Annotated in this window: 18 protein-coding genes and 1 pseudogene; 2 read left to right on the forward strand and 17 right to left on the reverse strand. The window is 31.8% G+C overall.

All coding sequences use genetic code 11. The annotated features are described in order from the left end of the window. Positions 1-42: 42 nt before the first annotated feature. Positions 43-1,155: a tartrate dehydrogenase gene (locus tag ASC84_RS05925; RefSeq protein ID WP_004721382.1), complete on the reverse strand. Its 1,113-nt coding sequence runs from the start codon at positions 1,153-1,155 to the stop codon at positions 43-45. A 100-nt stretch (positions 1,156-1,255) separates the two neighbouring features. On the opposite strand from ASC84_RS05925, the gene ASC84_RS05930 reads away from it, so the two are divergent. Together ASC84_RS05930 and ASC84_RS05935 are read left to right on the forward strand one after the other, a co-directional pair. After that, entirely contained in the window at positions 1,256-2,236 is a 981-nt protein-coding gene (locus ASC84_RS05930; RefSeq protein ID WP_004721384.1) for a LysR substrate-binding domain-containing protein, read from the forward strand. A 75-nt stretch (positions 2,237-2,311) separates the two neighbouring features. After that, complete coding sequence (locus tag ASC84_RS05935) at positions 2,312-3,145, forward strand: DMT family transporter (protein WP_056512525.1); 834 nt, start codon at positions 2,312-2,314, stop codon at positions 3,143-3,145. 112 nt (positions 3,146-3,257) lie between these two features. On the opposite strand, the gene ASC84_RS05940 is transcribed toward ASC84_RS05935, so the two are convergent. From ASC84_RS05940 to ASC84_RS22165, 16 genes and pseudogenes are all read right to left on the reverse strand, one after another. Further along, positions 3,258-4,442, reverse strand: a complete 1,185-nt coding sequence (locus ASC84_RS05940; RefSeq protein WP_056512528.1) for a hypothetical protein — start codon at positions 4,440-4,442, stop codon at positions 3,258-3,260. Between the two features lie 332 nt (positions 4,443-4,774). After that, positions 4,775-5,233: a hypothetical protein gene (locus tag ASC84_RS05945; protein WP_056512531.1), complete on the reverse strand. Its 459-nt coding sequence runs from the start codon at positions 5,231-5,233 to the stop codon at positions 4,775-4,777. Between the two features lie 21 nt (positions 5,234-5,254). Then, entirely contained in the window at positions 5,255-5,977 is a 723-nt protein-coding gene (locus tag ASC84_RS05950; protein ID WP_056512534.1) for a M48 family metallopeptidase, read from the reverse strand. Next, positions 5,977-6,453, reverse strand: coding sequence for a hypothetical protein (locus ASC84_RS05955; RefSeq protein ID WP_155860316.1), 477 nt, complete (start codon positions 6,451-6,453; stop codon positions 5,977-5,979). The genes ASC84_RS05950 and ASC84_RS05955 overlap by 1 nt, the downstream gene beginning before the upstream one ends. Positions 6,454-6,565: 112 nt before the next feature. Continuing rightward, a complete protein-coding gene (locus tag ASC84_RS05960; RefSeq protein WP_227515096.1) occupies positions 6,566-6,973 on the reverse strand; it encodes a hypothetical protein in 408 nt (135 codons plus the stop codon). An 8-nt stretch (positions 6,974-6,981) separates the two neighbouring features. Next, complete coding sequence (locus tag ASC84_RS05965; protein ID WP_155860317.1) at positions 6,982-7,449, reverse strand: hypothetical protein; 468 nt, start codon at positions 7,447-7,449, stop codon at positions 6,982-6,984. A gap of 80 nt (positions 7,450-7,529) precedes the next feature. Next, positions 7,530-7,781 (reverse strand): hypothetical protein, encoded by a 252-nt coding sequence (locus ASC84_RS05970; protein ID WP_056512547.1) that lies wholly within the window; start codon positions 7,779-7,781, stop codon positions 7,530-7,532. A 326-nt stretch (positions 7,782-8,107) separates the two neighbouring features. Then, complete coding sequence (locus tag ASC84_RS05975) at positions 8,108-8,356, reverse strand: hypothetical protein (RefSeq protein ID WP_056512549.1); 249 nt, start codon at positions 8,354-8,356, stop codon at positions 8,108-8,110. Positions 8,357-8,464: 108 nt separating this feature from the next. Beyond that, positions 8,465-8,653 (reverse strand): hypothetical protein, encoded by a 189-nt coding sequence (locus ASC84_RS05980; RefSeq protein ID WP_056512553.1) that lies wholly within the window; start codon positions 8,651-8,653, stop codon positions 8,465-8,467. Beyond that, positions 8,650-8,907, reverse strand: a complete 258-nt coding sequence (locus tag ASC84_RS05985; protein ID WP_056512556.1) for a hypothetical protein — start codon at positions 8,905-8,907, stop codon at positions 8,650-8,652. The genes ASC84_RS05980 and ASC84_RS05985 overlap by 4 nt, the downstream gene beginning before the upstream one ends. A 155-nt stretch (positions 8,908-9,062) precedes the next feature. After that, complete coding sequence (locus tag ASC84_RS05990) at positions 9,063-9,602, reverse strand: hypothetical protein (protein ID WP_056512557.1); 540 nt, start codon at positions 9,600-9,602, stop codon at positions 9,063-9,065. 415 nt (positions 9,603-10,017) lie between these two features. Further along, complete coding sequence (locus ASC84_RS05995; protein WP_056512560.1) at positions 10,018-11,160, reverse strand: tetratricopeptide repeat protein; 1,143 nt, start codon at positions 11,158-11,160, stop codon at positions 10,018-10,020. 194 nt (positions 11,161-11,354) lie between these two features. Beyond that, positions 11,355-12,512 (reverse strand): SEL1-like repeat protein, encoded by a 1,158-nt coding sequence (locus ASC84_RS06000; protein ID WP_056512563.1) that lies wholly within the window; start codon positions 12,510-12,512, stop codon positions 11,355-11,357. A 112-nt stretch (positions 12,513-12,624) separates the two neighbouring features. After that, positions 12,625-13,089, reverse strand: a complete 465-nt coding sequence (locus tag ASC84_RS06005; protein ID WP_056512566.1) for a hypothetical protein — start codon at positions 13,087-13,089, stop codon at positions 12,625-12,627. A 337-nt stretch (positions 13,090-13,426) separates the two neighbouring features. Further along, positions 13,427-13,894 carry a hypothetical protein gene (locus ASC84_RS06010; protein WP_056512569.1) on the reverse strand — a complete coding sequence of 156 codons (468 nt, stop codon included), beginning with the start codon at positions 13,892-13,894 and terminating at the stop codon, positions 13,427-13,429. Between the two features lie 493 nt (positions 13,895-14,387). After that, positions 14,388-15,194 (reverse strand): annotated as a pseudogene (locus ASC84_RS22165) (RHS repeat-associated core domain-containing protein); the annotation flags it as partial. Positions 15,195-15,281: the final 87 nt, after the last annotated feature.

The following is a 15,281-nucleotide window of genomic DNA, read 5'->3' on the forward strand; positions in this document are numbered from 1 at the left end:
TCAATCCATCTTGGATCCTGATTGTTTATTCCCTAAGGGCGATTACTCCATCGCGAATAAGTCCATTTTTTGATGTGTTACAAATGCTGCTATCGCATCTCCAACGTCGTCCGTTTTGGCTGTTCCACCCACATCTGGTGTTTTTGGGCCATGTAGCAATACATGTTCAATCGCCTGCATAATCTCTTGACCTGCTTGAACCACCTGTTCGTCGCCATCTGCCAAGAAATCCAACATCATTGCGCCAGACCAGATTGCAGCAATTGGATTGGCAATTTTTTGACCATAAATATCGGGTGCAGAACCATGTACAGGTTCAAACAACGATGGGAAATTACGTTCTGGATTTAAGTTTGCAGAAGCAGCTAAACCAATCGTTCCTGTACATGCAGGTCCCAAATCCGACAAAATATCACCAAACAAGTTTGAAGCAACCACGACATCAAAACGTTCAGGCTGTAACACAAAACGCGCGGCCAAAATATCGACATGCTGTTTGTCTGCCTTAATTTGCGGATATTGTTTTGCCATCTCATCAACACGTTCATCCCAGTACGGCATACTGACTGCAATACCATTTGATTTGGTTGCAGCGGTAACTTTTTTAGCATCGCGTTGATTGGCAAACTCAAAGGCATATTTCAAAATGCGGTCTACACCATGACGGGTAAACACAGCTTCTTGTAAAACAAACTCACGCTCAGTACCTTCAAAAGCCTTACCACCAATCGCAGAATATTCACCTTCGCTATTTTCACGTACCACGTAGAAATCAATATCCCCCGGTTTTTTCCCTGCAAGTGGGCATTTCACCCCTGGCATTAAACGTACTGGACGTAAATTCACATATTGGTCAAAACGACGACGGAACTGTAGCAACGACCCCCAAAGAGAAATATGATCTGGCACTTTTTCAGGCCAACCCACTGCACCAAAGAAAATCGCATCGTATTGCTGTAAAATTTCAAACCAGTTATCCGGCATCATTTTTCCGTGTTCAAGATAGTAATCACAACTTGCCCACTCAAACGCATCGAACTGTAGCGCTATGCCATATTTGTCTGCAGCTGCCTTTACAACCTTGATCCCTTCTGGTAGAACTTCTAACCCGATTCCATCGCCTGCAATCGTCGCAACTTTATACTTTTTTGCCATAACGCTCCCTTACACCTTTGGTTAATATCCTTAGCTGTAAACATGCTATTTTCAGCAAAAATGATCAATAATAAAACTATCACCCCAATGGACACGGATCGTGAATAATCTACCTAACCTATCGGATTTAAAGGTTTTTTGCACAGTCGCAAAACGTAAAAGTTTTGTTGATTCTGCTGAGGAACTGGGTGTTTCGCCTGCATTTATTAGTAAGCGCATCAACATTTTAGAAAACAATTTAAACTGTAAATTGTTTCATCGCAGTACCCGTCATGTCAGTTTGACTGAAGATGGCAAACTGATTTTGGAGCGAGTTGCTCATATTTTGGATGAATTTGATGAAATCAGTGAGTTGGTCAATAACCCTTTAAGTACCCCCACAGGGCATCTTGATATTGTCAGTAGCTTTGGTTTTGGGCGGAAACACGTTGCACCGATCCTTTCTAAACTGCTGACTATGTATCCAAAATTAGAAATTCAGTTTGATACAATTGATAATACGAAAGATTTAATTCAACACAGTATTGATCTGGATATTCGGATTGGCAATGAAATTGCACCCAATATGATTGCCAAAAAAATGGTTTCTAATTTCCGAATTTTTTGTGCTGCACCAAGCTATTTATTAAAAAATGGAATGCCTGAAAGTTTAGACGATTTGCGTAGTCATGATTGTTTAACCATCAGTGAACGTGACCAATCTTCGGTATTATGGAAATTACGCCACGCTTCAGAAGATATGTCGGTACATGTCACCCCACGTTTTATCTCCAATAATGGTGAAATTATTCACCAATTGGCAGTCGAAGGTCATGGCATTATCTTACGTTCAATTTGGGATGTTGCAGATGAGTTGATTAGCGGTCAGTTACAGCATATTTTGCCTGAATACTGGCAAGATGCCGATGTATGGGCAGTCTATCCGTCACGTTTAAAAAGCTCGTCTAAATTACAGACCTGTATCCTGTTTATCCAAAATGAATTACAGAATCGATTGCAGCATGTTCAGAACCTATCACGTGGACAACTGATTCAACCGGTAGAATCGGTAACACAGCACGCTGAAAAGGTATTTTTATAATCGAGATCAGCTGCCTGCTTTCTTTTTTTAACAACATCATGCACATTAATTCAATCATGAACATGCAGGCAGCATATGAGCACGGCAATATTTGGCCTTATTTTAATCGCAGCGGTATTTCACGCCACATGGAATGCTATTGTCAAAGCAGGCTCAAATAAATTTTTAACCACTGTACTGGTGACTGCATCAGCAGCAGTTTTAGCAGCGCTACTACTGCCCTTTTTCCCGATACCACATCGCGCTAGTTGGCCTTATATTTTGGCCTCAACGGGAATACAGATTCTCTATTTTGGTATGGTTGCCAAAATCTATCGTGTCGCTGACATGGGACTAAGTTATCCACTGATGCGTGGTACTGCACCGCTTATTGTGGCAGTTTTAGGGACATTCTTGCTGCATGAAACATTAGAACTCAATGCTTGGCTTGGGATCATTACCATTTCCATCGGCATTTTATCCATGATCTTCGCAACCTCTCAAACAGGACGAAAAGGAATTGGTTTAGCCTTGCTCAATGCAGTTTTAATTGCTGGCTATACCTTGGTGGATGGTCATGGAATTCGTCTCTCAGGATCACCCATTTCTTATATCTTATGGAGCTTTGTGCTCTCGGGTCTGATCTTTTTTATGTTTGCCTTGAAAATGCAATATCACCAGATAGGTAATTATTTTCGTCATAATTGGCATTTCGGTTTAATTGGTGGGATTGGCTCATTTTTCTCTTATGGACTCGCATTGTGGGCGATGACACTTGCACCAGTTGCTATTGTTGCCGCACTGCGTGAAACCTCGATTTTATTTGCGACGCTGATTTCGATTTTTATTCTCAAAGAGCAAGTTAATACGATACGTATTATCTCGTCATGTATTATTTTAATCGGGGCATTGGTCCTAAGAGCCGTCTAATCCTAACAGCCATTTATTCCTAAGTGCCATCTATTCCTAAGAGTGGCTGGCGTAGGCAGAACCGAAAGAACCAGCCTATTTTAAATAGACTGGTTGATCCTCAATGTTAATTTTAGAAGTAATAACCAAGTGATAAGTAAAATAATTTATTCCATTGATTACTGTCGCCTTGTGCAAGACCATTGGCACTACCGCCTGTCATTGGATCATTACGACTCCAAATATATTCGCCCTGAATCCCTACTGCTTTGTAATTAAAATACACCCCAGCAATTAAACGATCTGAATCTTGATAGCCCTTCTGATCTTTAAAGAAACGGCTATAGGACAGATAGGGTTTAATATTTTCCAACTGATAAAAGGGTTGAGCCAAGGTGTAATTAATTTCATTGGCCATAAATTTGCCTTTATTGGCCACTTGGTAGGGATAATCAAATGCCCCGATGGTTGAGCTATTTGGCAGAAGATTATCGGCATTTTTAATGTTCTGTTCACCTGCAAGGAAAAGCCATTGCCATGCTTGATAATTGGTTGTACTAAATACACTCCATGTACTTCGATGACCATCTTGCTGCGTGCGATTATTTTCCAGATCTGAGTACCAGAATGAACCACCAATCTCAGTTGAAAACTTTTGCGCTGGGTCCAACTCAAATTTTTTAGATAAGCGCGTCACCCACATATTTTTTTCATCGATATCTGTGCCTTGGCTTAAATCATCGGCTTGAACGAAGTTACCACTATAGCGACTTGCGTCTTTGGATGTCCCTGTATAGTTACCGCCATCTGTTGGGTAAAAACCTAAAATAAAATTGTATTGATCATTTTTAAACTGATACTTCGCACCTAGATTTTGAATATCTTCTAAGCCAACCGTATTTAGCAAGGTTTCATAATAGCTGTTGCCCCACAGTCGACCAAATCCAAAATCAACTGACTGGAAACCTACGGTAAAGCGTTGTTGGTCTGAAATTTTATATCCAGCCCAAGCATCTTTTAGAAATAATCCATCACATAAACGGCTGTATTGATAACAGCGTAGATCTAATGAGGCAATCCAATTTGGGTTTTCGTAACTCAATACCGTTTTAATATCTGCAAGCTGCCAATCCTTGTTTTTAGAACCTTCATTTGCTTCAACGATATAATCTTTGTACATATATCGGGTACGGATTGCGCCTGAAAGTTTAAGTTCACCTGATTCTGTTTTAGGGTCACCTATACTTAAATCTGCTGCAAAACTAGGCATGCTGACCAAAAGCCCCATTGAACCTATAAATAGAAATAACTTCTTCATTGTTGTACATCCTTGTTTAACCTCATATAAAAATGAAGAATTTATGTACAACAAACAATGGGCAAACTATAAAGTCGGAATTTACAGACTGTGTTTAATGCGGATTGATTCAATCACGATAAGGGAGTAAAAAAACTGTGATTTTTAGGTTTTATTGAAAAACCTTGCTTATTGAGAAATTAAAATCAATTTTTAAATTTATTATAGAGAATGGCTGGGTTGCATATTAAAAAACAAAATAAATATCAATAACTTAAAATATATTTTTACTTATAATAATGATAAAGCAAACAATCAATGGTAGAAGTTCTGTTTAATTTCATTCTTTAAATCTAACTACACGCCGCAATTGTTGTTGTGCTTTTATAAAGAAAAATGTTCCAATTATCCATCTCATTAAATTTAATTGGGACTCCAGAAGGTGTTACCTCATATTTTTTTAATGGAAATAAAATATCCAAACTAAAATTGTTGCCATAACAAAAACTTATAAAATTTTTATCATTAGATTCAATTACACGCCAGCCATTTTGAGCCAATTGATTAAATATCAATTTCATTTCACCCTGATCTAAGTCAATTTTTTTAATTTCAAACAGTGCATATTGCTCACCATAATTATGATTACCACGAGCATTAATATCCTTATATTCATAAATATAGCCATGAAAATATATATTCATAAAATTCTTAAATCGATCAGGAATAATTTCTGGTTTGTCTGTATTTGAACATGCAGCCAGCCAAAAAACTAGAAATGAGGTTACAGTAGACTTAATAATTTTTTTCATAACTTCTCTAAAAAAACCTAATTATAAGTATTTTTTAATTCTATTTGGCACTTTGCTTAAAAGACCTAATTTTTTCATCTCGGCATAATATATAGCGTAGTTTTTCCTAGCAAGCAGTTCATTTTTTTGTGCGACATATATATCGGCAATATTTAAGTAAGCAATTGCTCTACTTGGATCTAGCTTTATAACATGGTTTAAAATGTTTAAAGATTCATTGTAATAGCCTAATTTATATAAATAAAATGCAGAATCATTAAGCTCTAGAACATCATTTTTGCTATATACAGGCAATTGGCAATTTATGCTTTTGATTATTTCATCTATTTCTAATTTCTCAGACTTTTTCAATTTCTTTAAATTTTGGCTTGTTGAATAATTCATATAAACAACTGCGCCTCTTCCCCCACCTACATCAGCCTCCCAAATAGGTAGATCCTTTTGCTTATCCCACCTTCCAGCACACATACCGCTTAACATTGTTGGAATAGCATCCACAATCACTTTATTTTTATTATTGATAATTAAACAGTAACGTTGATCTTGATCTGAAATCGGTAACGTCAAAAAGTTATAATTTTTAGTGATGTATGAATATTCAGGAAAGACATCTTTCGATGAAAGACTAAAATTTGCATCACTTAAATTTAGCGGACTGCAATTTTTATAGCTTAAAAAATCAGGAGTTGCATGTACTGTAAAAATTGTACTACTTAACAATATAAAGAGCGTTTTCTTTAGCATTATCGTTGTCCTAATATCGGTGTTAAATATTTACAATTATTCGTACCATCATCTTTAAACCTATAATACACAACCCAATAGTCTAGATATTTTTTTGTTATACTAAACCCATTCTTGCCATCTTTCGAAGAATAATTTTGTTTTGTAGGATATAAGATTGCCATTTCATTTTTTTCATCATAACAGTATATATCCTGATTCTCATAGGTTGATTTAACTTTTTTCCAACCCATATCTTTAATTCTTTTTGTTACAGCACTATTATAAAAGTCAATACTCATGTCTTTTTTACTGACAAAAACATTATAATTTTCGACCTTATCCTTGACTATAACTTCAACAAAATCATATTTAACATCATAAAATAATTTTTCACTTTCCAAAGAGAAATTTAAACTATCTTTATTTTCATACATATTTGTATTTGAGCTACACCCTACCATTAAAACAAATAAAATACATATATATTTCAACACTATAAAAACCTTCGACTTTCAACCCTATTAATTAATCAGCACTTCAAACAAGAAAACTACTATCTTAATTTTCAATCACTCCAAATAATTTTAAATAAAAATTCTGCATAAATTACTCACACCCATCTACACCAGAATCACTATATGCATAATAAATCAACCAATTATCAAAATTACTAATTTTAATACTACTACCATCCTTATCCAAATATGCTTTCCTTTTTGGATATAAAATTCCTAATTTATTATAAATATCATAACAATATACATTAAATCCCTGATACTCATACTTCTTGACCCATCCTTCTTTTAATATTTTTTCTTCGATACCAAAAAAATTAGACTGACTCATAACAGATTTAGATATTACAATATTAGAAATTTCCGCACTAGGCTTCACTATCCCAGGCTCATACTCATATTTATACCCTTTAAAAACCAATTTTGAAAACTCTTGAATATCGACCTTATTTTTGTGTGAATTATTATTTACTTCCTTAATGTTTGATTTTTTTAACAATCTCAAAGCTATGTTTCACACTCATCAAACCCATGATATTTATAGATATAGGAAATCACCCATTTATCTAAGTTTTCTTTTTTAATTGACAATACATCTCCTTTTAAATTTCTGTAAACCTCCTTAGTGGGGTAAACCACACTCATCATATTGTTAGAACCGAAGCAAAATAATTTTTGATCTTGAAAATCGGGACTAACTTCTTTCCAACCTTGATTTTTTATATTATCAACAACAGTATTATTAAAATAATATTTAGTCATATCTGACTTTTTTACATATACTAAATTTACTTCTGATTTTTCTTTTTTTAGAATATTTACATATTCATAATTCACACTCTTAAAAACCCTTGATGTAAAATTAACAGGATCTACATATTCTAGCCTTTCTGTCTTTTGGGTACAAGAAGTTAAACTTAATATAAATAAAAAAATGACTAATCTCATTATTGTTTTCTTTGTTTGTTCTAACAAAACATTCACCCACCTTATTAAAATTCACTCTACACAACTAGAGAAATTTTCGTTAAAAATTGGTAATTTTTAAACATATTTTAACTCAGGTTATTTTTAAAATAATTCTTACAGTTTGTCGTACCATACATATCATAACCATAGAATATGACCCATTTATCTAAGTTTCCCTCACCTACACTCATACTATTTCCTTTTTTATTTCTATAATTTATTTGAGTTGGATAAACAATACTCATTGCATTTTTTCTATCATAACAATATATGTATTGATCATCAAATAATGCAGGTATTTTTTTCCATCCTTTTTCTAGTAGTTTTTTTCCAACCACATCCGTAAAATCCCTTTTACTTAGGTGGTTTTTATCAATATAAACATTACTCTCATCTAAAATTTAATTTATATGTATAACCATAAGCACTAAATAATTCTTTAGATAATTCCTCAAAATTTACTCTATCTTTCCGATCATTCTTTACAGTACAACTACTAAGTAATATCGTAATACAAGCAAAAATTAAGCTTCTAAGCATTTCAATTAACCCAACCATTTTTTAGTTAATTTATCTTCTTCTAATGAAATAAAATCACTTCTAGCAATATCAAAACATTTTCCAAAGGTTAAAAATATTATCACATATCTATAATTTTATATGTTTATCTTTCAACATTCTCTCGCCCTATCTCACAAATCCTAGCAATAAAACTTATTAACAGTCCAATAAATAAAGAACAACCAACTAACCAATTTAAACTTACCACTATTTCTTTCCCACTAGATTCAAAAATAATTAAAAATAATGCCGTTATTAGACTAATAGTAACAGTCCTTATGAAAAAAGTTAGATATGGCTTATCCTCAATCCTTAAAAAGCTTGATATCAAAGTGATAACAAATTCTAACATTGTAATTTCCTAAAATTTAAAAATTAGTAAACAAACTTCACTTTTCTATTTATCAATTATTACCATATATTTCAATAGAATACTTAATTAAAATATACGATTAGGAGATTATTTTTTACGACAATCGTTAACTTTTCCCTCGCCATAATCAAGGAAGATTATCCAACTATTTTTACTAGAAGGCATAACCTCATGTCCAATAAAGCTATAGTATTTATCTTTCTCTGGAAATAAAGCTCCAAGATAAATTTTTTCTTCTAAACAATACTCATAAAAATGATCTTTATTAGAAATCATCCTCCATCCATCCTTTTCAATTTTGAATGCACTTGATTGTATTCAACTAGTGATAATTTAGATTTCTGTATTTTAACAATTGAATATTTATTTTCTGGCTTATCAATAGAAACATATTCATCTGGATCATAATTTTTAAAATATTTATGAGTGATAGTTTTGAAAAATCGCGCATCCTGATTAATTTCACTATTTACACATGAAGAAGTTAAAACTATGAGTATAGTAATATAGCTAAATTTTAAAAAATTCATTTCGCATTTTCCTTACAAATATTTTTAAATTGAAATGAATTACTGCATTCTCAGTTTCAGAAATATCAAATTTTCTTGAACCTGCACCCATCTTAACACCAACTTTAGCATCAAGATTAAACCCTTTTCTGCTTCGAGAGTGCTTGATTCACTATTTAAAATATTTTTTTACAATTAGTGGTTCCATATACATTATATACATAGGATATAACCCATTTATCCAAATTCCAATCTCCCACACTCATACTATTACCTTCTTCATTACGATAATTTACGCGAGTTGGATAAACTATACTTATTGCATTTTTTCTATCGAAACAATACATATATTGATCATCAAATAATGCTGATATTTTTCTCCAACCTTTATTAATTAATTTATTTTCGACTACATTTTCAAAGTCTTCTTTACTCATTTTATCTTTTGAAATATATACATTACTCCCGTCAGATGTTTCTTTTGAATTGTGCATTTCATATCGATAGCCATATGATGAAAATAATTCTTTAGATAATTCTTCAAAATTAACACGATTATTTTTAATTGTGCAACCTGAAATAAAAATATTACAAAAAATCATTATAACAACCAGCTTTATCATTACACCTCTAATTTTATTTAAAACCTCATAATTACGACCTGTATTATAACCTATAGACTTATTAATTAGCACAATTATTTTAGAAATTTTCATCTTTTTTATCTAAAAACCAATACTCAATTAAAAGAAAAATTAATGAAACGATCCCTCCTAAAGCTTGAGTTAATAAAAATATTAGGTCATTAAAAGGCATTAGATAATCATCTTTAAAAAAATTATAACTAACCACTAAAAAAACCTGTCAACCCTAAAAAGCATCCCTTTATCAAACAAAATAAACAAGGATGATCCTCTGCTTTGAGATTAGATATAAATTACCCCAACACAACTTCAATAATTATGGTAAACATATAAAAATACTTTCTTATTTATTGTACTGTGGTTCATTTAACTTTAGGCTCGATTTCTCTTGATAGGCTTCGTTACAATGACTTTTATGAGCTAGCAATCTCAAAAGATCTCTTAAATTATCCTATTTAAGAGATCTTAAAAATCAATTTAAAAAGATCTATAGTTCTTTTAACATATCCTTAGCAGGCTCATAACCTCCATTTGCAGCTATTTCCAAGAACTCTTTAGCTTTAATTTTATTTTTTTGTACACCTAAACCATTTAAATACATATATCCTATGTTTGATGCAGAAACAACTTTAATATCTTTATCTGTAGAGTTAAATAACGTTAAAAAAATATCCAAAGCTTGTCTATAGTTTTTATCACAATTTCCTCCTGTTAAGTATTCTGCACCTAAATTTATACCAGCAGGCATATACCCATTTTCAAAAGAATTTTTATATAATTTACAAATTTCAGGTGTTCTTAAATTTTGATAATGAAAAACTTTTGCTTTGACAAAATCACCAATGATCACATCATGTTCAATTAGTTTGTTTGCCAATAAATCAGCTTTTTTTAGATCACGATAATCTTCCAAGTTTGGCATTTCACCTAAATATAAAGAGGCTAAATCAACAAGTGCAAACCAATATTTTTTTTCAACTGCTATATTATTATTTTCAATAAAACCATCAACATCTCCTTTTTGTAAATCTAGTAATGCTATTTCTGAATAAGAGGCTGGAATAAATTCTTTTGATTGATTTAATAAAAATAATGCTTTTTCTGTATTTTTTTCAACACCACTCCCTCTAATATACCTTGCACCTAAATTATGCATTCCCAAAGGGCTACCCAAATCTGCCGCTATTTTTATGTATTTAATTGACTCTTGAATATCACCTTTTTTTGAAAAATAATCTCCTAACCAAGCATTCGCCTCAGGATTATTATTATCTGCAGAAAATTTTATAAGTTTAACCCCTTCACTTTCATTCTTAGTAAAATATTTACCATAATATTTAAAATTCCCTAAGATATATGCATCAGCTGGTCTATTATAGTTTTCTTCTAAACATTTCTTTTCGTTTTTAGTAAAATTATTAAAATCTATATCGCAATTTAGATAAAGCTTTTTGTTTACCTCATCATTAATACTAATAGGTACTTTACCACATCCTATTACTCCATTTGCATTGGTTATTTCACAAGGAACTTTTATAACATCAAAACGATTGGATTCAGTATTAGAATTTATACATCCATTTAAACCTCCCAATATTAAAAAAAATGGTATTAACAAAAAAACTTTCATAAACCCTCTATATAAAACATTCTTCATCTACAGAAATCAAAATTTTATTAGTCAAATTCTAATTTTAAATTTCCTATTAAATAAATATAATTTCTATTGTTCAAAATTAAAAACCTCAAACAATAGAAAAACAATAGAAAAACAATAGAAAAACAATAGAAAAACAATAGAAAAACAATAGAAAAACAATAAAATTATTTTATTTTTTGCAACATATCTATAGCAGGCTGAAATCCATAGTTTTTAGCATACTCTAGATATTCTTTTGATTTATTTAAATCACGATTAACTCCCAATCCATTTAGATACATATAACCTAAATTTGAGGCTGCTACAACTTTTATGTCCTTATCTGACTCGCTATATAGTGAATTAAAAGTAGTTAATGCTAATTTATAATTTTTAGAACAATTATTACCTAACAAATATTCAGAACCAACGCTTAAACCAGCAGACAAATAACCTTTATCAAAAGATAATTTATACAAATCACAAATCTCAGGATTAGCAACTCCATCTGATTTATATTGTAATACTCTAGCCTTCAATACATACCCTACAGCAACATTATGTTCTATTAATTTATTCGATAAATCAATAACTTTATCCAAATCACGATAACCTTCAAGATTTGGCATTTCTCCCAAGTATAAAACAGCTAAATCAGCATAAGAAAACCAATACTTTTTATCAATTGCAATGTTATTATATTTAATAAACCCCTCTATATTACCTTTTTGCAGTTCAATCAAAGCTATCTCTGAAAAAGAAGCAGGAATATATTCTTTAGATTGATTTAACAATAATAATGCTTGATCTAAATTTTTATCTACACCAATTCCTCTACTATATCTTGCACCTAAACTATGTATTGCCAAAGGATTTCCTAGATTAGCTGCTTCTTTTATTAATATAGTTGCAGAATTAATATTACCTTCTGCTTCAAATTTTTTAGCTAACCAAAATTTTGCTTGAGGATTCTGATGCTCTGCAGCATATTCGATATATTTTAATCCTTCTACCTCATTTTTATTATAAAACTCTCCATAATATTTTAAATTTCCTAGGATATAGGCATCAGCAGGTCTTTTATCATTCTGTTCTAAGCACTTTTTACTACTATTATTAAAATTTTCAAAGTCTATTTGACAATTTGGTATCAATTTTTGATTGACTTCATTTTTTAGACTTATTGGGATCAGTCCACATTTGATCGTGCCATACTCATTTGCAATTTCACATGGGATTGAAATTATATTTGGATTTTTATCCTCAATAGTATTTATCTTTGAGTTTGTGCATCCGCTAAGCAAAAACACAAATGAAAAATTAAATATCAATCTATTATACATCAAATGCCCTATCTAAAGACTCCAAATAATTAGATTACCGTAAATTAAACAAGATTAAATTTCGACCAACCCAATTATTTTTAATGAATTATTTCCAATAAGAATAATAAATTTATTTGCTTTGCAAATAACATCTATTTAATGTTCCATTAATTGTATGACTTAATATAATGTTCCATTTATTTTCTATTTGCTTACCTATATCTCCACCACCTAAAATTTTATTGCCTACTAATTCCTGTGGAGGAATAACTTCTAATTGTCTTGTTCCTTGACAAAAAATATATGCTTGATCTTTCTTTTTTAAAAAAAACCATCCCCTGTCTTCAATCAAATTATTTTTGATAATATTGAATTGTTGCATGGATAAATTATTAGAACTGATTTCATAAAATACATCACTAGAAGAATATGATTTGTAACTTCCCTCATTTTCTAACTTATTTTTAAAAATTTCTTTAGCTTCATGTTTTAGCTCTTCATTTATAGGATCATTACTTTGTCCTCTACCAATATTATTATCTTTCACACAAGCTACTAATAAGATAATTAAAAAAAAAGGAAGTATTTTTACCATTACTCTTCTCCTGATACGAGCCCTGTTCCTGCAAAATTTCCATTAATGCCACTACTACCAACAACAACTTCATGTGCTGTAGCCCCATATACCATACTATCTTTCGGTACAACAGGTTTAACTCTATTATATCCAACTCCTAAAAGTGGAGTTCCTACTAATCCCCTAACTCATTACTTAAAGTTTGTGGTGTACCGACTTGGTCACAGTGGTAAAAGGCAACACGTTCTAATTTAGCTTTGTTCTTTCTGGTTTCAGTTTTCCATATTGGGTCTTTATAGGTCGAATTGCATTTCTGGGTATATGACAATCAGACTAACTATAAATATGTTACTAATTACTCTTTATTTTTTAGAAATTTAATTTCTTCATATATTGCATTCTTTTCAGATAAATATAAAAATTTATCATAGATTGGTTCTACAGCATCTGGATATTGATCTGTTATTAAAAAAAATGTATAAAAAGGTGAAAATACTTTAATTAAAAATTTTTTATTAATAATTATTTTTTTCCAAAATAAAATTTTATTTACTTCGACTTCACTCACTTTAAACTCATTATTTTCATAAAGCAGATAAAGTACGTTATCCTTATAATATAATATTGCATTTTTTTTATTTTTACTCCAATCATAAAATTCGTAATAAAAACCTCTAAGTCCGTGTATTTCCACCTCACCTAAAGCAATTCTAGTTCTTGACAAAACAGACCTCGTTCCCAAATCATATTCTATAATTTCAGAATATTTGTCATAAGCCTTTCTTGACTCTTTAATAAGCAATAAAACGTTGTTATTAATCACACATGACTCCTTTAGCAACAGCTACACCTGTACCCCCACCTACAATTCCTACAGTATAGTTAATATTTGTTCCGCCAGATCTTTTTAAAATTTGTTCAGGTGTTTTCTTTGCTGCTAGAGAAGCATAGTCACTAATATGCCAATTACTTTTAAATGGCTCTGGCCAGCCTTTTCTATAACTGATTTTTAATGCATTTCTCATTTTTACTGCTTCTTCTGCCGTTTTTGCAATTGTAGGAATTCTTTTCGCTTGTAAAACGTAACCCACCCGCCCCGTTGGAACCATCATTCCTCCAGCAAATTGAGCACCATTATAAGCAAGTGAACACTTATTAACCCCGCTATTAGTACCCATTTTTTCACGAACCCAATTTGTTCCTCCCATACTTACACTATCACCAAACCCAGCTGCAATGTTTACAGTAGTATCTGACGGTTCGTACCTCGTAGTATCATGAATTAATTTAAAAACTGGATCCATGAAAGTTTCATCCAACCCCATTGGATCCACCCACTGATTTGGATCACTTACATAAGCAGAATTATTTAATCCCCCAAATAATCCTATCGGATCTTTACTCACATACCTTGCACTAAACGGCTCGTAATAACGATAACGGTTATAGTGTAAACCTGTTTCCTTATCGTAATATTGCCCTTGAAATCTTAAGTTGGTTTGCTCAAGCAGATTATCACTTGTATTAATTTCTAAAGCAGTGCTCCATGTATCCTGTTTGATTTCCCAAACACACTCCCCTAGCTCATTACTTAAAGTTTGTGGTGTACCGACTTGGTCACAGTGGTAAAAGGCAACACGTTCTAATTCAGCTTTGTTCTTTCTGGTTTCAGTTTTCCATACAGGATCTTTATAAATCGAATAAGGTACATTTTGGAATTGGCGATAATCAGGTGTTTCAATCAGCTGAATAAAGCCTGTATAACCAGTCTGTAATAACGGTACAAAGCTATTCGGTTCATAGACATATTGTTTGGTGTAGTCTTGCTGTTTTGATTGAGTTTGGTTTGCTTGATATGACTCCCATATCATTAGATCACCATCCCAACCAAATAAGGTTAGGCTGTGGTCTTGATGATTATTCTTAAATAATCGGCGACCAAAAACATCATAACCATAGTCTGTGATTTGACCATTGCTGTCACTTTGAATTAGACGATTTAAGTTATCCCAAGTGAGTTTTAAGGTCTGACCTGCTTGAGTGGTTTCAATCACGTTGCCTTGTGTATCATATTTATAATGTTTGCCTTGATACTGGCTAATCAAGTTATTTTTCACTTGCGCAGCTTGAGTGGCAATCGGACCAATTATGCGTAAAATCCTAATTAAAAAAACCTTTGTTTGCCTATCATTCCGATATAATTTTAAAAT

It is taken from the genome of Acinetobacter sp. Root1280 (genome assembly GCF_001425285.1).
GTDB lineage: Bacteria > Pseudomonadota > Gammaproteobacteria > Pseudomonadales > Moraxellaceae > Acinetobacter > Acinetobacter guillouiae.